Source organism: Oceanobacillus oncorhynchi (assembly GCF_000821065.1).
GTDB lineage: Bacteria > Bacillota > Bacilli > Bacillales > Amphibacillaceae > Oceanobacillus > Oceanobacillus oncorhynchi.
This window is the reverse complement of record NZ_CDGG01000001.1, coordinates 4,563,237-4,587,625: the sequence shown is the minus strand read 5'-3', so window position 1 is coordinate 4,587,625 and position 24,389 is coordinate 4,563,237. Positions and strand designations below refer to the sequence as shown.

Below are 24,389 nucleotides of genomic sequence, written 5' to 3'. Positions count from 1 at the left end.
CTTTCGTGAAATAGAAATCAGGTAATATAATAAAAAAGTCAATCAGATATTAATTCTGACAGCGTGAATTTAAAATATGTGAAATGAATGAAAAGGTCGTGCAGGAAATGGTATGGGTACCCAAACAAGAAATAAAAGAACGATGCGGAGAGTTGTCTTATAAATATGGAGAACGTCTGTGGAAAAAGGGAAATGTGCAGTTAACCTTTTTGGAACAGCAGCTGATTGGAACGGTCAGAACTACGGATGATTTTCATATTACAGTCACGTATCGAAATAATAAAATAGAGAGCACTGCGTGCAGCTGTCCGAAGCTCGGATCTTATACATTAGATTGTCAGCATATCGCTGCGGTCTTAATCGGTATCCACGAAACAGGAGAGCCGGAAGCTGCCACACCGTCGCTGACAGGAAAGCCGGATAAGGAATTTCGTCAGCGCGGCTATTTTGAGACAAGGCAGGCTATTCCGGTTCATTTTTACCTGCGTATTCCAGCAGAACCGGAACGGGCCGCATTGCAAATGGCTGTTCAAATCGATGGAAAAATTGTCCATGATATTATTGCTTTTTTAGAAGCATTGAAAAGCGGAAGGCATTTTTCAATTGCTGATAATCTATCCTTTGATGCAAGCAAATTTTATTTTGAAGATGATTGCAATCAGATTTTAGAACAGCTTATCCATATCTATGAGGACCAGCAGATGATTGGCAAGCTCTTTGAGGATAAAACAAGCTGGGTTTCGGTCCCGGCTTCAGCTTGGGACCGTATGGAGAAATTACTATCTGCAAGCCCGCTGGTATCCCTTTATATGGAGGCAAATGATTATCATAAGCAGCCATTACATTTTTATGATGCACTGCCTCCGCTTTCTTTTCGTGTCTATCAGTCAGATGCAGATTATTCCATCGCTTTTCGAGAAAGAAAAGCTACATTTTTTTTGCTTGCTTATCAGCTTATTTATCAGAGCGGATCCCTTTATTTATTAACAGAAGAAGAAAAGCAGCTGATTACTTTATGCGAGCAGCTATGGCAAAAGCAAACACAAACCATCGTTGTCAGCAGGGAGCAAATGGTTTCTATCTCAGCACTTTTAGAGCGGATTGGTGAAGTGGAGGATAGGACAGGAATGCTAAAGCATCTTAATACTCCGCTGAAAGCTGGTGTTTATATAGATCGGGTCCATAATCGTCTTCTGGCTGGTGTGGAATTCCAATATGGAGATAAAAAGATAACGCCATTTGAGAAAACAAGTCTGATTCGCCGGGATAAAGAAAAGGAAGCAGAAATTATTGCTTTTCTGGAAAGAAGTGGATTTGCGAATACGGGAGGCAGTTTTATTCTGCAAAATGAACAGCTGGAATATGATTTCTTATATCATCATTTACCAGTATTGTATAAGATGGCCGATGTTTTTGTAACGAATGCCGTTCGTAATCAAATCAGCAAGAAGCGGTTTCAGCCAATTGTACGTGTGAAGCATAAGCGTGACAGAACAAATTGGCTTTCCTTTGCCTTTCAAGTGAAAGGTTTTTGGGAGCAGGAGGTTCGACAGATTCTGGAAGCGATAGAAGAAAAGCGGCCTTACTATCGCTTAAAGGATGGTTCTTTTCTGACATTGGAAACAGAGGAGGTAAAAGAATTAGAAAAATATCTGCTTTCCGTTTCGATGACCCCTTCTGAAATTCTGGAGGAAATTGAGCTGTCGCTGAAGGAGGGTTTGTCATTTGCGCATCGGATGGAGGATAACGGTTATCTGGCTGATGGAGCAGCTGTGAAGGAAATGATTCATGCTATTCAGGTACCGGCAAAGGAGAAGTATCCAATCGCAAAAGAAATTAAGCCGATTTTAAAGCCTTATCAGCAGGACGGCGTGCGCTGGATGCTGGCGGTGGCTGAATCTGGTCTGGGCGGCGTGCTGGCAGATGAAATGGGGTTAGGGAAAACCGTGCAGGCTATCGCTTTTTGTATCACGAAATTTCAGCAGCAAAAGAAAAAAGCATCTATTCTGATTGTCTGTCCGACCTCGCTGAGCCATCAGTGGAAGCAGGAATGGGAATTATTTGCCCCGGCTTTTTCCGTTGATATATTGGAAGGTACCGTTAAGGAAAGAAATCAACAAAAGAAAGCATTTAAAGAACAGGATGTATGGATTGTTTCCTATGGTGTATTGAAAAATGAAATCGATTGGCTGAAGAAGGCTGCTTTCCAGACGATTATTTTTGACGAGGCGCAAACCTTTAAAAATCCTGCGACACAGGTTTTCCGTACAGTAAAGAAATTAACAGCCGATTATCAGTTTGCGTTAACAGGTACGCCATTAGAAAATAAAGTAGAGGATGTATGGGCGATTTTTCATGTTATATTTCCTGAATTGCTCGGCGGCTTGAAGGATTTTTCCTGGCTTACTAATGATCAGGTGCTGAGAAGAGTTCACCCATTTATGCTGCGGAGAGAGAAAAAGGATGTGCTCCAGGACTTGCCGGCCAAAACGGAATATATTGAACGTGTTCCGCTGACGGAAGAACAAAAACAAATCTATATTTCCTATTTATCCAAGTTAAGACATCCGAAATTTAAACATTTGGATCGTGCAACGATTCGTAAAAATCGTATTCGTATCTTAGCGGGACTGACCCGGTTAAGACAAATTTGTTGTGACCCGGCATTATTTGTACGGGATTATCATGGAGAGTCAGCTAAACTTAAGCGGCTGATGGAAATTGTGAAGGATGCCAAACGTTCCGGAAAACGGCTGTTGATTTTTTCTCAATTTACGCAAATGCTGCAGCGAATAGGTGATTTATTAAGGGCAGAGGAAATTTCCTACTTTTATTTGGACGGGCAAACACCTGCTGAGGAACGGATCCAACTTTGCCGCGCTTTTAATCAGGGGAAGAATGATATTTGCCTGATATCGCTGAAAGCTGGCGGTACTGGATTAAATTTAGTGGGTGCTGATACGGTTATTTTATACGATACATGGTGGAACCCGGCAGTAGAAGACCAGGCAATCGATCGTGCACACCGAATCGGACAAACAGATGATGTTACCGTTATTAGGATGCTGGCCGAAGGAACCATTGAAGATAAAATGTTCGAGCTCCAGCAGAAAAAAAGAAATCTGATTGAACAGATGGTACAGACGAAGGACTTATGGAATAATCAGCTGACAGATGAAGACGTAGAGAAACTGCTCCTGGGAACGCTGGAATAAAAGAAATGGCTTAAAAAGAAGAGGTAAGGCCTCTTCTCTTTTAAATTCTTAAAAATATAGTTGGAAAATATAATTAAATGTGATATAAGCAGCTGGCTAGCGTAGTGTATTTCCGTAGCGGCCGCTTACAGCAAATTTATATCTATTATGTTACCCATGGATTTTGGTGAAGTGAAAAAAAGAAAATAAATATATCTAATCAAAATGAAGCTTGACGTTTTGTTAAACAAATGATTATGCTTAAGAAGAGAACGAATAACTTTGCATGAAATCAAGGGAGGCTGCTTATTATGGTGACATCAAAAGAAGTCATGGAACTTACCTCTGCCTATGGTGCAAATAACTACCATCCATTGCCGGTAGTTGTTGCAGAGGCAGAAGGAGTCTGGGTGAAGGATCCTGAAGGAAATAAATACATGGATATGCTAAGTGCATACTCTGCTGTCAATCAGGGACATCGGCACCCAAAGATTATTCAAGCACTGAAAGATCAGGCAGATAAAGTCACACTTACTTCAAGAGCTTTTCATAATGAATTATTAGGGCCTTGGACAGAGCGCCTTGCGAAATTAACCAATAAAGATAAAGTCCTGCCGATGAATACCGGAGCAGAAGCAGTAGAAACAGCGATAAAAGCAGCGCGCAGGTGGGCATATGAAAAAAAGGATGTTGACGCGAATCAAGCGGAGATTATTGCAGCAAAAGGAAATTTCCATGGCAGAACAATGAATGCGATTTCATTATCGAATGATCTGGATGCAACTACAAATTATGGCCCCTTTGTGCCAGGGATATATAAGATAAATTATGGAGATATTCAAGCGTTAAAAGAAACCATCACACCAAATACAGCAGCAATTATTATCGAACCGATTCAAGGAGAAGCAGGTATTCTCATCCCGCCGGAAGGCTATTTGCAGGAAGTTCGAAAAATATGTGATGAAGAAAATATATTATTTATTGCCGATGAAGTACAGACTGGTTTTGCCCGCACTGGAAAAATGTTTGCCTGTGAATGGGAAAATGTAGAGCCAGATATTTATGTGATGGGGAAAGCATTAGGCGGAGGTGTGCTCCCTATCTCTGCCATTGCTGCTAATAAAGCGGTTATGGATGTTTTTACGCCCGGTTCACATGGCTCAACATTTGGAGGTAATCCATTAGCCTGTGCTGTTTCGATGGCAGCATTGGATGTAATTGAAGAAGAAGAACTGGTTGATAAATCACTTGAACTGGGCGAATACTTTGCAATTGAATTATCTGCTATCAGCCACCCTGATTTGAAGGAGGTCCGGGCTAGAGGATTATTTATCGGTGTAGAATTTACGAAGCCTGTCCGGCCGATTTGTGAAGCATTGAAGGAAAACGGCATTTTGTGTAAAGAAACCCATGAAACCACCATTCGTTTTGCACCGCCGTTAGTGATTACAAAAGAAGAGCTTGACTGGGCACTGGATAAAATAAAGAAAGTGCTCCAGGCGAATTAAATATATTCTTTACGTCCCAATGAATTTTCATTGGGGCTTTTTTTATGGTGTGCCGGCCTTCTCTGAGGCAGTACGTTATTAATTCCCAAACAGTGCCAGTATGGAAATAAATCATTAGGCAAAAGATAAGCTGTGAGGAGGTGAGAAACAGTGAAAACACTACATGCAATTGCAGTTACGTTATTGATTATTGGTGCTATTAACTGGGGACTGATTGGATTTTTTCAATTTGATCTAGTATCCGCAATTTTTGGCGGACAGACGGCTGTTCTTTCTCGAATTATTTATGGACTCGTTGGAATTAGTGCTATTTATTATCTTACCACTTTATTCTCTGGAGTTGGTGAACCTGTTCAGGATTCAGATCATTTGCAGACCGGCTTCCAAACAGAGTTCAGTGAAGAACATGGCATTGAAGAAGAAATTGACGATAAATAATGAAACAAAAATAACCTTTTGAATAAATAAAATACGGCTGCCTTTTCACCCATTACTGTTTTTTTCGCTTTAAAACAGCTTAAAGCGGTAATTGGATAGGGCAGCCGACATTATCAGGAAGTGGGGAAGAACCTCCGGAAATGATGTTTTATTTTATTCGGAAGGTTTTTTTTCCTCTAAATCCTCGATTGTTTCAGCAAATTGCTTTCTTTCTTGCGCGGTAGGCAGGCGGCAGCTTTGTTTTTTCTCAAACCATTTATGCCTGTTGCGTGCCACAAAATCATAGAGAGTATCCCGGATAAAATATGGAAGAAATTTACCAGCTGTCAGCATTCTCCAGGGAAACGATATATATTTTGCCACTTGTAAAGCAGCGTCTGATTTGATAAAAATTTTCTCCCCATCGATCAGCAGTACACTGTCGATGTCATCCGGCACCCGATATTTCCTTCTTATAAATTCTCCTGCCTCACTTTGCAGAGAAATAAAAAGAAATTGATTTTCTTTATCTTTATTTAAAATAAACTGCACGAAGCTGTCGCAAATATGACATTCTCCATCAAATACGATAAGTTTCACTTGCATCACCTCACACAATCCTTCTTTACAAATATCCTACAACTTCACTGTAACATAGAAAAATTGTTTTTATAAAGCATTAACGATAAGTCCTTTCTGTATAAACTCCATAGAGACTGTGATATGATAGCATTTGTATATTTTTTGTGTACTGAAGGAGTAGAAAATTTTGGAAGGGTTTCAGCAGCAATTTATTATTTCTGTATTTATTATTTTACTTGGTTATTTCTTTAAAAGGACAAAAATTTTAAAGGAATCGGATGGACAGACGATAGCCAGAATCGTTTTTAATATTACTTTGCCTGCGTTAGTGCTTGTTACTTTTAATCAAATGGAGATAACGCTGCCGCTTGTTTCTCTTATTGTCATTGCGATTTTATTTGGACTTGTCGCTGCTGCGGCCGGTTTTTTTGTCTTTCGCTCTGCAGATACTGATTTAAAAGGAATGGCAATCATGATGATGCCAGGTGTCAATGTCGGCTTATTTGCCTTTCCTCTTGTAGAAGCTATCTGGGGCAGAGAAGGTATCCAATATTTTGGTATGTTTGATGTAGGTAATGCTGTGATTGTATTCGGATTATGTTTCTTTATTGCCAGTTATTTTGCAAATGGATCATCGAAATTTTATTTGCGGGAAACAGTCAGTCCATTACTGCGGTCTATTCCATTTTTAACCTATATGTTTGTCGTTGCTTTAAACATATTTGATTTTCATTTGCCAACGTTCTTATTGGATACCGCAGAAATTATATCTGGGGCGAATATGCCCTTGTCCTTATTGTTACTGGGTCTTTATTTAAACTTTTCCTTTGAGAAATCATGGTTTCCTCTGATAGGGAAGTATTTAGCTGTGAAGTATGGAACTGGACTGGTTCTCGGTCTCAGCCTCTTTTGGCTGTTTTCAGATTATCCGATGCTTGCAAATACGGTTTTAATCGGTTTTATTCTGCCAACATCCACAACAGCTGTGGTGTATGCAATAAGATACAGATATAACGCAAAAATAGCCGGAACTATAGTGAATATAACGATCATTTTAAGCTTTCTGCTGATTTGGGTGCTTGCAAGCTTTGTGGCATATCATTAGTTTCTTATAATGCTTTTACATCCAATGTCTGAACAAAATCAACAAACGCCCGGACAATATTCATTTGTAAGGTATCTTCCTGATAGTACATCCAGGTTTGTCTCTTTAAAGGCTCACCGGACGCCCCTGTAATTGGTTTAATAAACAGATCGGAGTGGGGGCGGACGACCAGATTAGCGACAATCGCATAGCCGAGTCCATGAACAACCATCTCTTTGCAAGTCTCTACTTGATTGACATGGATGGTAATATTCGGCTGTTCGATGTAATTTTGATGCCACCAGTCATCTAATAGCATACGCATATGCTCATCTGTGTAATAGTCTACTCTTGGGAGCTTGGGGAGTGTATCCCATGCAAAATCCCAAGGAGAGGCAACACAGATTTCCTCCTCATATAACAGCGCTTTCTTTTCCTTCCAAGCATAATTTCCTTTAATAAAGCTGATATGTACATCATGATTTAATAAAAGGCGGTGCATATCACTGCTCCATCCAGTAACAACTTGGCATTCTACCTCCGGATATTTTTCTTTAAACAGCTGCAGCAGCTTCGGCATTTTATTTGCTGCAAAGAAATTAGAAACACCGACCCGTAACGTTCCCTTCACTTCCTCCTGCATGTTGCTGAGTTTTTCCTCCATTTTACGCTGTTCCAGCAGCATTCTTTTTGCGTGCTGTGCCAGTTCTTCCCCTTCTGGAGTAAACATGATGCCTCGCCGCTTCCTTAGAATAAGCGGGACGCCATAATGATTTTCCAGCTTTTGAATTCTTGCAGTTAAGGTTGGCTGAGATAAAAATAATTGATGTGCTGCCAGTGTGATATTTTCTGTTTCGTAAAGGGCGGCAAGCATTTTCCAGTCTTGTAAATTCAAGGCTTCTCCTCCTATTATTAAGATATAGAAAAAATCTATCGTTATTAATTTGAATTATATATTTTTCTAATATTCTATTCAAGGTTATACTGGATATAGGAAAACGTTTTATTGGGGATTTTTATTCAACACATGCTTCTCTATGCTTTGCTACCTGCATAAGTGAACCAATGGCTTGGCAACTATAAGCTCTGTTTATCTCAAAAGAATAAATGATGACGCTTTCAAATTGAAGGAGGAGAAATAATGCGTACAAGTGAAGGTTTTGTTCCTGGTTTAGATGGTGTGATTGCGGCGCGAACAGAAATTTCTTTTTTAGATGTTGATCGGGAAAAAATAGTTATTCGCGGAGAGGATTTAATTGCATTAGCGAAAGATAAAACGTATTTTGATGTCGTCCATTTATTACTGGAAGGATATATTCCAAGCCAGGAGGAAAAGAGCAGTCTGGAAGATAATATTAAAGGGTATTATAGCCTGCCTGAAGATACCTTGCCTGTATTTAATCTGCTGCCAAAGGGCATGCATCCAATGGATGGGATGCGTACGGTTATCTCATTATTAGCCGGATACGATACGGACCTTGAAAACCGTTCGAACAAGGAAAATAAACAGCGGGCCTATGAATTGTTAGGTCAATTGCCTTTTATTACGGTAAACAGCTATTTTGCTACAGAGGGCAAAGCGATTGCCAGCTCGGATGAAAGTCTCGGCTATAGCGCCAATTTCCTCTATATGATTACAGGAAAAAAACCGTCCAATCTGGAGGTGGAAATTTTTGATCAGCTCTTATTACTCTACAGTGAGCATGAGATGCCTAATTCAACCTTTGCCTCCCGTGTGATTGCTTCTACAAACGCTGATATGTACGGCGCGCTGACTGGAGCTATATCTTCCCTAAAAGGACATTTACATGGCGGAGCAAATGAAGCAGTCATGTATATGCTGCAGGAAGTCGATTCTGTAGACGGGTTTGAAGCGCTCATTCGCCATAAGCTTCAAAATAAGGAAAAAATCATGGGGTTTGGGCATCGGGTGTATATGAAGAAAATGGATCCCCGGGCAACAATTACAAAAGAAGCGCTGCGGAAACTATGTGAAAGAGATAATGATGATACGCTTTTAAAGATGTGTGAAGCTGGGGAAGAAATCATGAGGGAAGAGAAGGGGCTATATCCTAACTTAGATTATTATGCAGCTCCGGTTTATTGGAAGCTGGGTATTCCAATACCGCTTTATACACCAATTTTCTTCAGTGCCAGAACAGCAGGGCTTGCGGCACATATTATTGAACAGCATGATAATAATCGGATTTTCAGACCGAGAGTAGAATACACAGGAAAAAGTTATTAGAGGGAGGACATTCAAATGGAATCAGTAAAAACAAATCAGACCGATCAACTTTTAGAAGAAATTGCGGACTATGTATTAAATAAGGAAATTACAAGTGAAGAGGCTTATAAAACAGCGCATCATGTACTGATTGATACGATTGGCTGCGGTATTCTTGCTTTAAATTACCCGGAATGTACGAAGCTGTTAGGACCTATTGTTCCAGGCACTGTAGTTCCAAATGGCGTGAGAGTACCAGGAACACCGCATGTTCTTGATCCTGTGCAGGGAGCATTTAATATCGGGACAATGATACGCTGGCTGGACTATAATGATACTTGGCTTGCAGCGGAGTGGGGGCACCCTTCCGATAACTTGGGAGGCATTTTAGCTGTGGCTGATTATGTGAGTCAGCTGCGGCGGCAAAAAGGAGAAGCTCCCTTAACTGTAGAAGAGGTTTTAGAGATGTCGATTAAAGCACATGAAATACAAGGTATCCTTGCTTTAGAAAACAGCTTGAACCGTGTTGGCCTGGACCATGTCTTATACGTTAAAATTGCAACAACCGCAGTAGTGACTAAAATGCTGGGCGGCGGAAAAGAAGAAATTGTCAATGCATTATCCAATGCCTGGATTGATAATTCCAGCTTGCGGACGTATCGTCATTTTCCGAATACAGGTTCCAGGAAATCGTGGGCAGCAGGAGATGCGACAAGCCGTGCAGTTCGCCTGGCATTAATGGCCATTAAAGGAGAAATGGGCTATCAGACTGCTTTGAGTGCAGAAGGATGGGGTTTTCAAGACGTGCTTTTCAAAGGGAAGGATATCGTATTAAGCAGACCGTTTGAAAGCTATGTCATGGAAAATGTATTGTTCAAGGTATCTTTTCCGGCAGAATTTCATGCGCAGACAGCAGCAGAAGCAGCTGTTCAATTACATCCTGAAGTAGTTGACCGCATGGATGAAATTAAAGAAATTACGATAGCTACACATGAATCAGCTATCCGTATCATCGATAAAAAAGGACCGCTGCATAATCCGGCGGACAGAGACCATTGTCTGCAGTATATTACTGCGGTTGGGTTATTAAAAGGAAATATTGTAGCGGAGGATTATGAGGATGATGCGGCAAAAGACCCGCGTATTGATGAACTTCGTGATAAAATGACGGTAACCGAAAATAAACGTTATACGGAAGAATATTTAGATTCGGAGAAGCGTTCCATTGCAAATGCGGTACAGGTTCATTTTACAGATGGCACTTCCACAGATATGGTGGATTGTGAATATCCTTTAGGTCACCGGTTCCGTCGAGAGGAAGCATTTCCGCAAATAATCAAAAAATACGAAGCGAATGTAGCAACTCAATTTACAGAAAAACAAACCGCGCACATCAAGAAACAAAGTGTTAATTATGATACGATAAAACAGATGCCGATTACAGATTTTATCGAATTATTTTTAGATTAGAAGGGTGAGGAAAAAATGGCTTGGATCGTAGATAGCCCAATACCACAGCATGAATTAGCTGAGAAATTTCGAAAGATGGCAGAAGAGAAGGGGATATTGCAAATACCTGGAGCACATGATGCGATGGCTGGTTTAGTAGCCAAACAGGCTGGATTTCAGTCACTGTATTTATCAGGAGCTGCCTATACAGCAAGCAAGGGATTGCCGGATTTAGGCATCGTTACTTCTACAGAAGTAGCTGAGAGAGCAAAGGAAATCGTAAGCGCAACAAATTTACCGCTGCTGGTAGATATTGATACCGGTTTTGGCGGCGTCTTGAATGTTGTTCGGACAGCAAGAGAAATGGTGGAGGCAAATGTGGCTGCCGTTCAGCTGGAGGATCAGCAGCTTCCCAAAAAATGCGGACATCTAAATGGGAAGAATGTGGTTGCCAAGGAAGAAATGATGCAAAAGATAGCTGCCATTAAAAAGGTAGCACCAGCGCTTTTCGTGGTAGCAAGAACGGATGCCAGAGCGGTAGAAGGGTTAGAAAGCGCTATTGACCGTGCCAAAGGTTATGTTGATGCCGGAGCAGATGCTATTTTTCCAGAAGCATTGCAGAATAATGAAGAATTTCAGGCTGTTGCTAAAGCGATAGATGTACCATTATTAGCAAATATGACAGAGTTTGGGAAAACACCTTATTTAACTGCAAAGGAGTTCGAGGACTTAGGGTATGGCATGGTCATTTATCCGGTAACCTCTTTACGTGTTGCTGCCAAAGCGTATGAGCGTATTTTCGGACTTATCCGGGATGAAGGTACGCAAAAAAATGGCTTAGAGGATATGCAAACGAGAAAAGAGCTGTATGAAACAATTCAATACGATGAATTTGAAGAACTGGACCAAGGCATTGCAAAAACGGTGATTGAGGATTATTTCAAATAGTAAAAGAGGCATTTGCACAATCAGATAACTGATGTGCAAATGCCTCTTTTTTATTGTTTACCGCATTTTATCGCAGTGTCACTGGCTGGGACTGGGGCTGGGACTGCGATTACTCGTCCCGCCGAAGCACTTTTGTAAGACTCCCACTTCAAGAAATGAAGGAAAATGCTTATTTCTAAGTGAGAGATCCAACAGCCAGTAACGGTCCGATTCGTTCAACTAACAGCTCTTTACGATGAGGGGAGTAATCGCAACCCCAATCAGTGGGGGATGAAAAGAACCCCCCCGCTGATTGAAGTTTCATTTTATCCCAAAGCAACATCCAGCACCATCATAAGTGCAAAGCCAATCATCAGGCTGATTGTCGCTAAATCTCGATTGCCATTTTCTTGAGAGCTGGGGATAACCTCTTCGGCAACAACGAAGATCATCGCACCGGCAGCAAAGCTGAGGGCGTATGGAAGTAACGGCTCAATATGAGCAACTGCCAACGCACCGATAACCGCTGCAATCGGCTCGACGAAACCGGAAAACTGCCCATACATAAAACTTTTCATCCGTGACATCCCCTGCCCGCGTAATGGCATGGCAACAGCAACACCTTCGGGAAAGTTTTGAATTCCTATTCCGATGGCTAATGTAATTGCTCCAGCCAAGGCAGCTTCTGTACTATGATTAGCCAATGCGCCAAAGGCAATTCCAACCGCCAGTCCTTCTGGAATATTATGAATCGTGATAGCGAGCACAAGCAAGGTGCTGCGTTTTCTTTTATCAGCTGCAAGCCCCTCAGCCTGTTTTTTTTCTGCGTTAGGGTGAAGGTGGGGGAGGATTTTATCAATAATCCATAAAAATCCGCCTCCCAATAAGAAACCGACTAACGCAGGGAACCAGGGACCAACAGCATTATCTGTCGATGCTTCAATAGATGGTCCGAGCAATGACCAGTAGCTGGCTGCTATCATAACCCCTCCGGCAAAGCCTAACATACTATCTAACAGTTTTTGATGTACTGTTTTCGTTGCAAAAACAATCGCCGCCCCGAGTGCAGTCATTCCCCATGTGAAAATGGTTGCTGTCAATGCCTGCATGACAGGGCTAAGATTTTGGAAAAACTCTAACATTATATATCCCTTCTTTTTTTCAATCAATTATAATTTAATATATGCCAACTTAATCACTTTATCATTAAAATAAGAAAAGATGAAATAATTTTCACTTTTTAAGAGGAAAATAATCAACTGAAAAAATGTGTCTCCCCTTTGTTATTGGTTTTACTTAATTATTCCACACCTTAAATGCATTTCATAAGTATAATAAGATTTAGAAAATGAAAGAAAGATAAGGTTGGTGAGATAAAGATGTATGTCATTAGTCTGTTAGGAATGAGCAAAGTAATCCAAGCACCCATATATAAAATTTGGGAATGGCTGGATGCTTTTAAAGGATATATACCAACAAAAACAATGGATCAAATAACGTATTTTGAAATTGAGGCAATAGATGTGTTGATATTTATAAAAGAGAAATTAGAAGAAGAATATGATTTAATGGAGATTAGAGAACTGCTAGGTAAAAAAAGCTTTGCATAATGTCGTTCAAAAAAGAAGGGAAAGCATTTGATTCCAAGAAAAAAATAGAGGAAAGAAAATCAGAGGCTTCCTCATCATTTTCTTTCCCCTATACCATTAAGCGTTATTGAAAATCCAATATCGTTTCGAAAAACATCACGGAAATCATCGCATAGATATCAACAATAGGCTCACCTGTTAAAAGGGGAGTATTGAACATATCGGCAGTGAAATCTGTATTTTCCCCAAAAATATCATCTTCCTCCCATAGATCATCATCTTCCCATCCATCGGCTTCGGATGCGGAGCTATCTTCCGTTGCATAGTATTCTGCTGCGTATTCAACGTCCAAAAGAGAAGTATAATTATTGATGCTGTCCTCATAGGAATTGAAAAGCTCTTCTAATTCTTCAATTGAGTTCAAATCATGCTCTGAAGCAAGAGCTTCTAGATGTTCGTCGGTAATTTCTTCTTCCTCGAAGGAGCTAAAAGAATCCTCTGATTCGCCCAAGTCTTCATTCAAAAGGAATTCTATTAAAATATCAGTGGTTTCCATAAATACAAATACAGCGCTATCTGTAATTTCCTCATCCTCTAAAAGTAATCCTTCTTCACGAAGCATCTCCTCTAATTCTTCGTAAGTCAAATCATACTTTTCGATAAGTTCATCCATTCCTTCTTCGGTAACGGGTGTACCAAGCTCAGAAACATCGTCAAAATCAGCTAACCCCAAATAAAAATCTGCCAGATAGTCTTCATAATCCTCCACTTCCCATCCAATGGATTCAATAAATTCTTCCACTTCAGGATCATCTGCTTCCAATGCAAAAGCGTGGGAAGGTAAAAGACCAATCATAAGTATCAGTGCAAAACAAATAGATAATAATTTCTTTCTCATCTTCATACCTCCTATGTATATCGTATGACTTTTGAAACATCATCTTTAAGTATAAAGTGTTTTCAGATGAAATTCCATGAATATAGGATTGTCTTCAGGAAAATAAATCAAAAGTCACGGGTCAAGGGAGAAATCGCTTGTTCAATAAATTGACACAAACTTATTGACAAATTATTGAACGAAAGGCATAATATAATTAAAGGAGATGAGATAGATGAAAATCAATAAAAAATTATTAAAAGGCTTGTCTCTAGTTTGTGGGACATTAATTACAATTGGTGCGATTATGTTTATATACGGTTATATTGTAAGCGCTACACCTATTGTGACAGCAATAGGCATAGGCTTGGCAGAAGGGGCGGCATTTATTTTTATTATGGGATTGTTCCTTGTTGCTGTAGAAGAGAATTTTCATGGGAAGAAGCATAAACAACAACAATCATAGGTAATGAAAAGAGAAAAAAGCTCAAGCAGTTCATAAACTGCTTGAGCTTTTTAGATGCTTTAAATCATATATCCCCATATCATTGCAAGCAATGAACCAAGGATGGTTAAGATAGCAACTGCTACACCATAAATTGTGTGAAGATAAATACCGCCTTTATCTTCACTTTCTCCGGCGTGCATAAATACAACGAGCTGTACTCCTGCTTGAATAAATGCTGTAACAATCAGAATGGTTAATCCCATTGCAAAAGACATGTCAAAGAAATAGACACTTAATGCAACAACAGTCAGGAGTAGTGAAAAGATATATCCGTTAACCTGTTTTAGTGGAAAAAGTTCTTTCATGTTACATCATTCCCTTCAAGTAAATAAAGCTGAAAATAAAGATCCACATAACGTCTAGGAAGTGCCAGTAAAGAGAGAAAATAAATGATTTATTCGCTGTCCGCGCATTTAAACCGCCGCGCAGAACTTGAACAATAATCATAATTCCCCAGAACAGCCCGAAGGTTACGTGAGCTCCATGTGTTCCGAGCGTTGTTAATAGGGTAGCAGTAAAACCGCTTGTCTGCAATGTTGCTCCAATATGGTAAAAATGAATAAATTCATATATTTCTACGCTAAGGAATCCTGCACCTAACAGGAGCGTAACTACCATAAAGCCAATCATTGCCTTCACACGACCAATACGCATCGCATGAACTGCTAATCCAATTGTAAAACTACTTGTCAGTAAAAGGAATGTCTCAATCAAAACCGGCGGTAATTCAAAAATCTCTGCGCCAGCCGGACCGCTGCCAACGCCACGGTCTACATAAACAAAATATGATGTAAACAGCGTGGCAAACAGCATAATTTCCGCACTTAGGAAAATCCAGAATCCCAAAATATTCATTTTATTGGTTTCGGTGCTATATTCAAGAGGCAGATTTTGAGAATCAAGTTTCATTATTTAGCACCTCCGAATTTGTTTTCTGTTTCTTCAATTTCTTCTTTATGAATATGATGTCCGTCGTCTTTTTCAAATGAACGGTAAATCAGACAGCCGATAATTCCAAGGAAGGCGATAATGACTCCAACCCATACATGGAAGACAAAGAAAAAGCCAAATACAAAGAAGAAACCTGCAAGAATAATCGACCAGCCGCTGTTATTCGGCATATGAATGTCTTTAATTTCCCCTTTAAATAAGTCATGTCCATTCTTTTTATAATCCCAGAACGCTTCTTCAGAATCCACATTTGGTGTGATAGCGAAGTTGTATTCTGGAACCGGATTATGCGTAGCCCATTCAAGAGAACGTGCATTCCAAGGATCGTCACCGACATTTCTTGGTGCATAACGGAAGCTGTAATAAACGTTATATACAATTATTACAAACCCGACTGCTAACAGCAGCGCTCCAAAGAAGGATACCATGCTTAAAGGTCCGAAGCCGGATGCTTCTGAATAAGTGTACATTCTGCGTGCCTGTCCGTTTAACCCGGTAATATACATCGGGAAGAAGGATAAACAGAAGCCAATAACAATATTCCAGAATGCCCATTTGCCAATACGCTCATTCAGCATGAAACCGAACATTTTTGGCCAGTAATAAATGAGGCCCGCAATCATCGCAAATACCACACCAGGGATGATTACGTTATGGAAGTGAGCTACTAAGAACATCGTGTTGTGATATTGATAGTCTGCACTTGCCATTGCAAGCATGACACCAGTTACTCCGCCAATTGTAAACAGCGGAATAAATGCCACGGAATACATCATTGGGGTCGTAAATCGTATTTTACCTCGCCACATCGTCAGAAGCCAGTTGAATATCTTAATTCCCGTCGGTACGGCGATTGCCATGGTTGTAATCGAGAAGATACTGTTGGCAACAGCTCCTTGTCCCATCGTAAAGAAGTGATGGACCCATACCATAAAGGATAGCAAGGAAATAATAACCATGGACGCAACCATTGATTTATAGCCATATAAATTACGCTGTGAGAACGTAGCGATAATTTGAGAGTAAATCCCGAATGCAGGAAGTACCAGAATATATACCTCAGGATGTCCCCAGACCCAGAACAGGTTCGCCCACATCATATCCATACCGCCGTCTCCAGTTGTAAAGAAGTTGGTAAAGAATTGACGGTCTAACGTTCCCATTAATAAAGCAATGGTCAGTACAGGGAATGCAAACACAATAATAAGGTTTGTGATTAATGCAGACCAGGTAAACATCGGCATTTTCATCAATTTCATGCCAGGCGCACGCATTTTCATGATCGTAGCAATAAAGTTAATCCCTGTCATCAATGTTCCGATACCGGAAATTTGCAGTGCCCAGTTATAGTAGTTTACCCCAACATGTTCACTGAATTCTGTTCCTGCCAGCGGATAATAGTTTGTCCATCCGGCATCCGGTGAACCTCCGACAACAAAGGAAACGTTAAACAGCATTGCTCCGGCAAAATATAACCAGAAGCTGAGCGCGTTCAAGCGCGGAAAGGCAACGTCTCTTGCCCCAATTTGCAGTGGGACAACGAAGTTCATCATACCGATAATAAATGCCATTGCCATGAAGAAAATCATAACAACACCGTGTGTCGTGAAAACCTCGTTATAGTGCTGTGCGTCTAAGAAGCTGTTATCTGGAACAGCTGTCTGCAGACGCATCATCACAGCATCTGCTCCACCTCTGAAAAGCATAAGCAATGCTGAAATGATATACATAATACCAATTCGTTTGTGATCAACCGTTGTTAACCAATTATTCCAAAGATATCCCCATTTTTTGAAATAGGTAACACCAAAAACAATCGCAATACTTACAAGTCCAATCGCAACGATGGATGCATAAAGCATTGGATCATCATGGGGCGGAATAGAAAATCTATCTAAAAAATCCATTATGTCGAAACTCCTTTCTAGAGCTCAGAAATTTTCAGGCGCCTCAAATTTGAGTGCTGTTGTAAAGCTGATTAATGATGATGGTGTCCGCCATCTTCATCTGAATCAGATGGTCCATGATTATGCGGACTGTTCTCTCCCTCAGGTGCAGGTTTAAATTCCTGATGTGTACCAGTGAAAGTCATTTGTCCTAAATGTCCAGGCTCTAATAATTCTTCAAATTCTTCTTCGGTCAGCGGATCCGCAGTATTATGAATATCTTCTACCCAGGAATCGAATTCACTTGGAGGCATTGCTGTAACAGCAAATTCATTTTCTGCAAAACCTTCTCCGTTAAAGTTAGAGTTTCTTCCCATATATTCCCCAGGCTCATCTGCAACAACGTTCAGATAGTTTGTCATATCTGCCATCGCATATTTCTGTCCTGCCAATTGAGGAATCCAGAAACTTGAAATCGTTCCATGAGAATATAAACGGAATTCAACGTTTTGATTTGTTGGGATGAAAACATAATTCACTGTTTCAATGTCCTGTTCCGGATAACTGAAATGCCATTTCCAGTTAGAAGAGGATGCATAGATAACGAGCGGCTCGTCTTCAGCATAGCCTTCTGGAGGGCTCTCCACTTGATGTGTCGAAATGGTAGAAACCACGGATAAAAAGGCAACAATTAAAATTGGAACAGCGACAATAATTCCTTCTACATATTTATTACCCTCAATATGAGGCGGCTCGTAGTCAGGATCTTGTTTTGACGCTCTATATTTAAATAAAATAACTGCCAGCATTACTAAGACAACAATTACAATGAATGACATTGTAAAAATCGATATCCAAATCACAGTTGCAGTTGTATCTGCTTGAGGACCTTTTGGATCAAGTACAAGTAATGGTTCACAGCCTGCCAGAAAAGCAGCAATGCCTGTTAATAAGGCTAAGTAGGTCCACTTTAACTTCATGTTGATACCCCTTCCTTTGATGTTTAATAAGATGGATTACTATGATTAAAAGGTTGTTCACAAAATGAACACACAATTAACTTAGTATTGGTTTATAGCAGAGATAATATTAATACTGATGTAAGGAAATTACAAGAGATTGAAAAACACTTCACAAAATGTTCATGAAAACTTCTACATCTTTTTGAATTTTGTCGGTAAATGTCGAAAAAGGCTTGACAATATTAATAAATGGTAGTAATAGGGCTTTTAACATTAAATTGAAACTTCCTTTAGTGAGGGGTTTTCGACGCACAAAGGTTCCTCGATGGGGGAGTAACCGCAACCCCAGTTCCGGAGTTATACTGCGATAAACTGATTTATGCCGGTATATATCTGAAAATAAATTTAAGAAGGGCTTCTGAATAAGATTATGAGTTATTTTTTGATATTATAAGAGGAAAATGTAAATCAAATAAGTGTAAAGTGGAATATGCTATAATGAAACGAAGGGGGAGTCAGCATGGATCCATTAGATATATTGATAGATTTAGAACAATTACTTCCTTATTATAAACCGATTGTCCGGGCAGATAAGCAGCTGGTAAGCGGTTATGAAGTAATTGCTTACTACTTAGATGAAAATAATAAAGAGCAGCGTTTAGATTGGCTCTTCGATGATACCTCCATTCCAGATGAATTCCGGCTGGAGGTAAACCAGTATATCCATCAAAAAGCAATTGAGAAAAAATTACAAGAACATTTTACAGGGCACCTTACTTTATACTATGATGCAGAATTATTGGTACGTGATAATGGAGAAGTATTTATTGATTTATTGCATGAGTATCAAGAAAAAGGATTAAATCTGAATGAAATCATTCTCGAAATCAAGGATACCTGTCTGCCAATTAATACAGATCAGCTAGGTCATATCATTAAATACTTAAAGACACTGGGAGTAAAAATCAGCATTGAATTAGCCGACCCAAATGGCAGTCTGAATCAACTAGCCGTCTTGCATCCTTCCTTTATTAAAGTAGATACATCGTTTTTAAAGGATGATCTGCTCCCGCATCTGTATAAGGATGTTTATTTTGGCGTGTCGATGTTATCGAGAAAAATAGGTGCTTCTTTGTTATTTAAAGGCATCCGTTCTTATAAACAATTGAATTTTGCATGGCAAAGCGGCGGTGAATATTATCAGGGCAGCTATCTGACTTATCCGCAGCAGGATTTTATTGAGGAAGATGCATGTAAAAATAAATTAACGGAGTATTTTAGAGAATTTGTAACCTATGAACAAAAGAAAGCGAAGGCACAATTTGAATTATTAGATTCCGTTTATGCAATAATTGACCGTCTTCTTTCCCAGACAAAACAAACAAACGACGACAGCTGGCTGCTGAAGCTTGCTGAGGGCTGTGAAGATTTTGTATTTCGTATCTATGTTTGCAACAGCGTCGGCCTGCAAATCTCGGCGAACGTGGAAAAAGATATGCAGGGGAGCTGGACCTTGATTGAGGAGGGGATGCATAAAAACTGGAGCTGGCGTCCATACTTTTTCGAGAATATAATGCGGATGAATATTGAGAAAAAAGGAATTTTATCGGATTTATACACAGATATCGAGCGTTCCGAGCTGATACGAACGTACGCTTATCCGCTGTCTCAGGAACGATATATATTTTTTGATATTCCATACAGTTATTTGCTAGAAAAAGAAGGCTTACTATAAGAGAATAGTAATGAAAGGGGAATGAGTACCTTTCAAAGCTTGATTTGTCCGTTTTTTCGTCTTTGATGAATTTCCGGATAGAAGGAGGTTTTTAAATGAAATTGATTCATACAGCAGATTGGCATCTGGGTAAGCTGGTTCAAGGCATTTATATGACTGAAGACCAGGCCTGCATCCTGGATCAGTTTGTTGAAGCGGTGGAAAAAGAAAGTCCGCACGCTGTTATTATTGCAGGAGATTTATATGATCGTGCGGTACCTCCTGTAGAAGCAGTTGATTTATTAGATAAAACATTAGACCGGATTGTTAATCAATTAGGAATTCCCGTCATAGCGATTGCCGGTAACCATGACAGTCCGGGCAGACTTCATTTTGGCAGCCGCTTAATGAAGGAAAAAGGTTATCATATCATTGGCCAGCTTTCGGAAAGCATACAGCCTGTTGTTCTTTCAGATGAATTTGGGGAGGTGCATTTTCATCTTATTCCGTATGCAGATCCAAGTGTGGTCAAAGCCTTATTTCAAGAAAAAGATATTCGTAATCATCAGGATGCCAATGCTTTTCTTGTTAAGCAGATAAAGGAAAACATGGACGAGGCAGCACGCCATGTTTATGTTGGACATGCTTTTGTAACTCCTTTTGGCGAGACGGAAGAAAATACGAGTGATTCAGAACGTCCGCTGTCTATTGGCGGAGCAGAGCATGTCGATGCACATTTATTTACAGATTTTCATTACACAGCGTTAGGGCACCTCCATCAGGCACATCATGTGCTGGATGAAAAAATTCGCTACTCCGGCTCCATCCTAAAGTATTCCTTATCGGAAGAACATCATCAAAAAGGGTATTTAGTAGTTGAACTGGGTGAAGAAGGAAACGTCCAGGTTGAGAAAAAAAGGCTTATCCCCAAACGTGAAATACGTTCTATCAAAATGAAAATGGAGGATATTTATAGGGAGCCTCGAAGCGAAGATTATGTATTTGTCCAGCTGCTTGACGAGCTTCCTGTTTTATCGCCGATGGAAAAGGTACGTTCTATTTTTCCGAATGCCATGCATGTGGAGAGAGTAAGAACTACGTCAGGAGTCACGCAACAAAAAGAAAATCAGGCCCCCAAGACGAGCTTAAGTGAAATGGAATTATTTGATGCCTTTTATCAGGAAGTAACGGAAAAGGAAGCTTCCGAAGAAATGAACGAGATAATGAAGGAGTTATTTCAAGAAATTCAGGATGCAGATAACGAACGGAAAGCATCTAAATAAGAAGCAGGTGAAAAGAGAATGCAGCCTTTACAATTAACATTACATGCTTTTGGGCCCTATAAGGAAAAAGAAGTAATCGATTTTTCTAAACTGCAAGGGAACACATTATTTGTCATTTCCGGAAAAACCGGGGCAGGAAAGACGACGTTATTTGATGGGATAGCCTTTGCATTATATGGAAAAGCAAGCGGATCTGACCGGGAAGACCAGCGTATGCTTCGCAGTGATTTTGCAGATGAAAACGTACATACTTCTGCGGAGCTTATTTTTCAAATACAAGATAAAACGTATCGTATTTTCCGGCAGCTGGGTCATGTGAAAAAAGGAAATAAGAGTAAAACAGGAGATAAATGCGAATTTTACGAAGTGCGGCCAGATGGAGAATCGCCGTGCGTAGACAGACAAATGGTAAGCGAAATTGACCAAAAAATAGAAGATATTATTGGTTTGACTCCAGATCAATTTAAGCAGATTGTAATGCTTCCACAAGGGGAGTTTCGAAAACTGTTAACTTCTGATACAGAAAATAAAGAAGAAATCCTGAGACGTTTGTTCCGAACCGCGCATTATAAATATATGAATGAACTGCTCCGGGAGAAGAAAGCAAAATTAGAAAAAGAAAATCAGCGTATTCTCAACCGTATGGAGCAGCTGCGGACGCAAATATTTTCCTTAGACCTTCCAGATGACGCCGAAATCCGTGAGTTGGCAGATAGAGAGCATGTCAATACGAATCAAATTATAGAAGCTTTAGAAACAGAGCTTAAGAAAAATGAAGCAGTGTATACAGAAGAAGATGCTCATTATAAAGAAGCAACAAAGCAGCAGGAGCTCACGCAAAACCATTTGTTCCAAGTCAAACAGATCAATGAGCGTTTTTTGGAATTAGAAACCTATCAAAAGAATCTTGCCATATGGAAAGAACAAGCGCAGGAAATGGAAGCTTTAAAGAAAGGTTTGTCTGCTGCTGAACAGGCGAAGCTGATTATTCCTTATGAGCAGCAAAAGGATGAAGCTTGGAAAGAACTCGAAGAAGGAAACAAACACCTGCAGCAGCTGGAAGCGCAGAAGGACACCATGGAAAAGCAAAAGCAGCAGGCAGAAGCTGATTTTAAAAAAGAACAGGAAAATGCAGGAAAGCGCGAGAAGCTTTCGATTGAAGTAAACCGCTTAGAACAATTTCTTCCTGTTGTTAAAGAATTAGAAGGGAAAAAGCAGGAGATTCAAAAGCTTGCGGCACAATTAAAGCAAGGGAATGAACAGCTGGAAAAATTAAAAGCGCTACGTGAAACAAAAAGTAAACAAATAGATCGTTTAGAGCAGGAAGAACAGGTACTAGATAAAGAGGCAGACAAGCTGGACACCGTAAAAGAAGCGTTAAGAATACTTCGTGAACAAGCAATGCTGATGAAAAAATATAAAGAAAAAACGGCACAGGTGCAAAAAAGTGAGACAGAGGTTAAGCGTACAGAGGATGTTTATCTGCAGGAAAAAGAAGCTTACAATCGGCTCGAACAGGCTTGGTTTGCTAACCAGGCGCATGTATTGGCAGTGCACCTGCATGATGGAGAAGCCTGTCCAGTTTGCGGCAGCTCAGAGCATCCGTCACCAGCAGCAACGAAGGAAGCGGAAGTCAGTAAAGAAGAGCTGGAACAAGCGAAAAAGCTGATGGAGAAGAAAGAAGCAGACTGGCGGGAACAAACAGCAAACCTGAAAGCGTATCAATCAGAAAGAAAAGGGTTAGAAGAGGAGCTCACGCAGCATGAATTAGCATTTTCTGATCCGGAACAGAGCTATCAGGACATCGTTGAGAGAGGGAAAAGGAAAAAAGCGGAAGAGGATTGCCTCAAGCAGTCTAAAAACCGTTTATCGGAATGTAAAAAAGAATTAGCGAAAGAGCGTCAGGAACAAAAGCAAAGGGAAATGGAATGGAATGAAAAGACCAATCAGGTCAGCCAGCTTCAATCGGATTATCACAGTAAAGAGGCTGTCTATCAGCAGCAATTGATGCAAATACCGGAAAACTTACGCGTTCTTTCCCAATTAGGAGCTGAAATAACCCATTTAAAAACAAAAAAACAGCAGCTTGAACAACGCTGGGTAGAGGTGCAGGAGAATTATCAGAAAGTCCATGAAGCATTTACAAAGTGGACGGCTGATGTGCACCACCTTAGAGAAAATCAAGCAAAAATGAAGCAGAAAATAGAAAGTCTGGAGAAGACCTTTCAAGAGAAATTAGAGCAGGCAGATTTTACTGAACAGGGGTATCAAGAAGCAAAATGGGAGGAAGCAACGTATCAATCCGTTAAACAGAGGCTCTCTGAATATGAAAAACAGGGCTATCAATTAGATAAGCAAATTTCCGAGCTTCAGCAGAAGCTGGAAGGTCAGTCGAAGCAGGATGTGTCCGAAATCGAAGCGGTGTTAGAAAAATGGAAGCAGAAAACAACAGCCAGTCTTGAAAAACTGCAGCGGCTGCAGCAGGAGAAAAAGGATATGACATTCTACGTGGATCAGCTGCAGGAGTTCCATCATCAATCGGCGGATATAGAACAGAAAAGAATGCTCGTTACAGATTTATATGATACGCTCCGGGGACAAAATCCTAAAAAGGTATCTTTTGAACGATATCTGCAAATGGAATATTTAGATCAAATTATCGAGGCTGCTAATTTACGCTTAAATGACCTATCGAATGGTCAATTTTATCTGACAAGAAGTGATCGCCAGGAAGCACGTGGGAAACAGAGCGGCTTAGGGTTAGATGTCTATGATCAGTACACAGGGCAGACCAGGGATGTAAAAACATTATCTGGAGGAGAGAAATTCCATGCCTCTTTATGTCTTGCTCTGGGAATGAGCGATGTTATCCAAAGCTTTCAGGGGAATATTGTGATCCAAACGATGTTTATCGATGAAGGATTTGGGTCGCTGGATGAAGAGTCCCTGCGGAAGGCAATTGACGCGCTGATTCAGCTGCAGCAATCCGGAAGAATGATTGGCATCATTTCGCATGTTCAGGAGCTGAAGGATGTCTTTCCGGCAGCAATTGAGGTTCATAAAACAAAAGAGGGCTGCAGCAAAACGGAAATCGTCGTGAAATAAAAAGCTGCCATGGTATTTATCTGTGTGACTTCTATAATGGATTAGCTAAAAATAACTATATTATTTGCTATTTAAACAACCCCTGTATTATCATTTAATTATTATATTTTTCGACAATAATTTTTA

At 40.1% G+C, this 24,389-nt stretch carries 20 protein-coding genes; 12 read left to right on the top strand and 8 right to left on the bottom strand.

Annotation, left to right across the window (positions count from 1 at the left end):
• The first annotated feature begins 107 nt into the window (after positions 1-107).
• The 3 genes from BN997_RS21950 to BN997_RS21940 all read left to right on the top strand — a co-directional run bounded on the left by BN997_RS21950 (position 108) and on the right by BN997_RS21940 (position 5,140).
• Positions 108-3,215, top strand: a complete 3,108-nt coding sequence (locus tag BN997_RS21950; protein ID WP_042535568.1) for a DEAD/DEAH box helicase — start codon at positions 108-110, stop codon at positions 3,213-3,215.
• A gap of 290 nt (positions 3,216-3,505) precedes the next feature.
• Complete coding sequence (locus tag BN997_RS21945; protein ID WP_042535566.1) at positions 3,506-4,702, top strand: ornithine--oxo-acid transaminase; 1,197 nt, start codon at positions 3,506-3,508, stop codon at positions 4,700-4,702.
• 150 nt (positions 4,703-4,852) lie between these two features.
• Complete coding sequence (locus BN997_RS21940) at positions 4,853-5,140, top strand: DUF378 domain-containing protein (RefSeq protein ID WP_042535564.1); 288 nt, start codon at positions 4,853-4,855, stop codon at positions 5,138-5,140.
• Between the two features lie 153 nt (positions 5,141-5,293).
• Here BN997_RS21940 and BN997_RS21935 read toward each other — a convergent pair whose 3' ends face one another.
• Positions 5,294-5,725 (bottom strand): thiol-disulfide oxidoreductase DCC family protein, encoded by a 432-nt coding sequence (locus BN997_RS21935; protein WP_042536366.1) that lies wholly within the window; start codon positions 5,723-5,725, stop codon positions 5,294-5,296.
• 163 nt (positions 5,726-5,888) lie between these two features.
• On the opposite strand from BN997_RS21935, the gene BN997_RS21930 reads away from it, so the two are divergent.
• The gene (locus tag BN997_RS21930; protein WP_042535562.1) at positions 5,889-6,806 is read left to right on the top strand and encodes an AEC family transporter; all 918 of its coding nucleotides are present in this window, start codon (positions 5,889-5,891) and stop codon (positions 6,804-6,806) included.
• A 4-nt stretch (positions 6,807-6,810) separates the two neighbouring features.
• Here the strand turns inward: BN997_RS21930 and BN997_RS21925 are convergent, their stop codons facing one another.
• Positions 6,811-7,680, bottom strand: a complete 870-nt coding sequence (locus tag BN997_RS21925) for a LysR family transcriptional regulator (protein WP_042535561.1) — start codon at positions 7,678-7,680, stop codon at positions 6,811-6,813.
• Between the two features lie 246 nt (positions 7,681-7,926).
• Between BN997_RS21925 and mmgD the strand changes: the two genes are divergently transcribed.
• Genes mmgD through prpB form a run of 3 tightly spaced genes read left to right on the top strand, consistent with a single transcriptional unit; the run spans position 7,927 to position 11,409 of the window.
• On the top strand, positions 7,927-9,033 hold the full coding sequence (gene mmgD, locus BN997_RS21920) for a citrate synthase (RefSeq protein ID WP_042535558.1): 1,107 nt from the start codon (positions 7,927-7,929) through the stop codon (positions 9,031-9,033).
• Positions 9,034-9,048: 15 nt separating this feature from the next.
• Positions 9,049-10,482, top strand: coding sequence for a bifunctional 2-methylcitrate dehydratase/aconitate hydratase (locus BN997_RS21915; RefSeq protein WP_042535556.1), 1,434 nt, complete (start codon positions 9,049-9,051; stop codon positions 10,480-10,482).
• A 15-nt stretch (positions 10,483-10,497) separates the two neighbouring features.
• Positions 10,498-11,409, top strand: a complete 912-nt coding sequence (prpB, locus tag BN997_RS21910) for a methylisocitrate lyase (protein WP_042535554.1) — start codon at positions 10,498-10,500, stop codon at positions 11,407-11,409.
• Between the two features lie 305 nt (positions 11,410-11,714).
• Here the strand turns inward: prpB and BN997_RS21905 are convergent, their stop codons facing one another.
• Positions 11,715-12,530 carry a ZIP family metal transporter gene (locus BN997_RS21905; protein WP_042535551.1) on the bottom strand — a complete coding sequence of 272 codons (816 nt, stop codon included), beginning with the start codon at positions 12,528-12,530 and terminating at the stop codon, positions 11,715-11,717.
• Positions 12,531-12,767: 237 nt separating this feature from the next.
• Between BN997_RS21905 and BN997_RS21900 the strand changes: the two genes are divergently transcribed.
• A complete protein-coding gene (locus tag BN997_RS21900) occupies positions 12,768-12,998 on the top strand; it encodes a hypothetical protein (protein WP_042535550.1) in 231 nt (76 codons plus the stop codon).
• Positions 12,999-13,101: 103 nt separating this feature from the next.
• Here the strand turns inward: BN997_RS21900 and BN997_RS21895 are convergent, their stop codons facing one another.
• Positions 13,102-13,875, bottom strand: coding sequence for a processed acidic surface protein (locus BN997_RS21895; protein ID WP_052485100.1), 774 nt, complete (start codon positions 13,873-13,875; stop codon positions 13,102-13,104).
• A 214-nt stretch (positions 13,876-14,089) separates the two neighbouring features.
• On the opposite strand from BN997_RS21895, the gene BN997_RS21890 reads away from it, so the two are divergent.
• A complete protein-coding gene (locus BN997_RS21890) occupies positions 14,090-14,320 on the top strand; it encodes a hypothetical protein (protein WP_042535548.1) in 231 nt (76 codons plus the stop codon).
• 59 nt (positions 14,321-14,379) lie between these two features.
• On the opposite strand, the gene qoxD is transcribed toward BN997_RS21890, so the two are convergent.
• From qoxD to qoxA, 4 genes are all read right to left on the bottom strand, one after another.
• On the bottom strand, positions 14,380-14,667 hold the full coding sequence (gene qoxD, locus BN997_RS21885; RefSeq protein ID WP_042535546.1) for a cytochrome aa3 quinol oxidase subunit IV: 288 nt from the start codon (positions 14,665-14,667) through the stop codon (positions 14,380-14,382).
• 1 nt (position 14,668) lies between these two features.
• Positions 14,669-15,271 carry a cytochrome aa3 quinol oxidase subunit III gene (gene qoxC, locus BN997_RS21880; RefSeq protein WP_042535544.1) on the bottom strand — a complete coding sequence of 201 codons (603 nt, stop codon included), beginning with the start codon at positions 15,269-15,271 and terminating at the stop codon, positions 14,669-14,671.
• Positions 15,271-17,220 carry a cytochrome aa3 quinol oxidase subunit I gene (qoxB, locus tag BN997_RS21875; RefSeq protein WP_042535541.1) on the bottom strand — a complete coding sequence of 650 codons (1,950 nt, stop codon included), beginning with the start codon at positions 17,218-17,220 and terminating at the stop codon, positions 15,271-15,273. The genes qoxC and qoxB overlap by 1 nt, the downstream gene beginning before the upstream one ends.
• Before the next feature lie 71 nt (positions 17,221-17,291).
• Positions 17,292-18,179 (bottom strand): cytochrome aa3 quinol oxidase subunit II, encoded by an 888-nt coding sequence (gene qoxA, locus BN997_RS21870; RefSeq protein WP_042535539.1) that lies wholly within the window; start codon positions 18,177-18,179, stop codon positions 17,292-17,294.
• A 502-nt stretch (positions 18,180-18,681) separates the two neighbouring features.
• On the opposite strand from qoxA, the gene BN997_RS21865 reads away from it, so the two are divergent.
• From BN997_RS21865 to BN997_RS21855, 3 genes are all read left to right on the top strand, one after another.
• Positions 18,682-19,896 (top strand): EAL domain-containing protein, encoded by a 1,215-nt coding sequence (locus BN997_RS21865; RefSeq protein WP_042535537.1) that lies wholly within the window; start codon positions 18,682-18,684, stop codon positions 19,894-19,896.
• 95 nt (positions 19,897-19,991) lie between these two features.
• Complete coding sequence (locus BN997_RS21860) at positions 19,992-21,158, top strand: exonuclease SbcCD subunit D (protein WP_042535535.1); 1,167 nt, start codon at positions 19,992-19,994, stop codon at positions 21,156-21,158.
• Positions 21,159-21,176: 18 nt separating this feature from the next.
• Complete coding sequence (locus tag BN997_RS21855; RefSeq protein WP_042535534.1) at positions 21,177-24,263, top strand: AAA family ATPase; 3,087 nt, start codon at positions 21,177-21,179, stop codon at positions 24,261-24,263.
• Positions 24,264-24,389 lie beyond the last annotated feature (126 nt).

Bases quoted from the DNA above. Each gene is read 5' to 3' on its own strand.
- BN997_RS21890 (WP_042535548.1), top strand. From the start codon at position 14,090: ATGAAAATCAATAAAAAATTATTAAAAGGCTTGTCTCTAGTTTGTGGG.
- BN997_RS21950 (WP_042535568.1), top strand. From the start codon at position 108: ATGGTATGGGTACCCAAACAAGAAATAAAAGAACGATGCGGAGAGTTG.
- qoxD (WP_042535546.1), bottom strand. From the start codon at position 14,667: ATGAAAGAACTTTTTCCACTAAAACAGGTTAACGGATATATCTTTTCA.
- BN997_RS21945 (WP_042535566.1), top strand. From the start codon at position 3,506: ATGGTGACATCAAAAGAAGTCATGGAACTTACCTCTGCCTATGGTGCA.
- BN997_RS21860 (WP_042535535.1), top strand. From the start codon at position 19,992: ATGAAATTGATTCATACAGCAGATTGGCATCTGGGTAAGCTGGTTCAA.
- BN997_RS21905 (WP_042535551.1), bottom strand. From the start codon at position 12,530: ATGTTAGAGTTTTTCCAAAATCTTAGCCCTGTCATGCAGGCATTGACA.
- BN997_RS21935 (WP_042536366.1), bottom strand. From the start codon at position 5,725: ATGCAAGTGAAACTTATCGTATTTGATGGAGAATGTCATATTTGCGAC.
- BN997_RS21895 (WP_052485100.1), bottom strand. From the start codon at position 13,875: ATGAGAAAGAAATTATTATCTATTTGTTTTGCACTGATACTTATGATT.
- qoxC (WP_042535544.1), bottom strand. From the start codon at position 15,271: ATGAAACTTGATTCTCAAAATCTGCCTCTTGAATATAGCACCGAAACC.
- BN997_RS21855 (WP_042535534.1), top strand. From the start codon at position 21,177: ATGCAGCCTTTACAATTAACATTACATGCTTTTGGGCCCTATAAGGAA.
- BN997_RS21865 (WP_042535537.1), top strand. From the start codon at position 18,682: ATGGATCCATTAGATATATTGATAGATTTAGAACAATTACTTCCTTAT.
- BN997_RS21915 (WP_042535556.1), top strand. From the start codon at position 9,049: ATGGAATCAGTAAAAACAAATCAGACCGATCAACTTTTAGAAGAAATT.
- mmgD (WP_042535558.1), top strand. From the start codon at position 7,927: ATGCGTACAAGTGAAGGTTTTGTTCCTGGTTTAGATGGTGTGATTGCG.
- prpB (WP_042535554.1), top strand. From the start codon at position 10,498: ATGGCTTGGATCGTAGATAGCCCAATACCACAGCATGAATTAGCTGAG.
- BN997_RS21900 (WP_042535550.1), top strand. From the start codon at position 12,768: ATGTATGTCATTAGTCTGTTAGGAATGAGCAAAGTAATCCAAGCACCC.
- qoxB (WP_042535541.1), bottom strand. From the start codon at position 17,220: ATGGATTTTTTAGATAGATTTTCTATTCCGCCCCATGATGATCCAATG.
- qoxA (WP_042535539.1), bottom strand. From the start codon at position 18,179: ATGAAGTTAAAGTGGACCTACTTAGCCTTATTAACAGGCATTGCTGCT.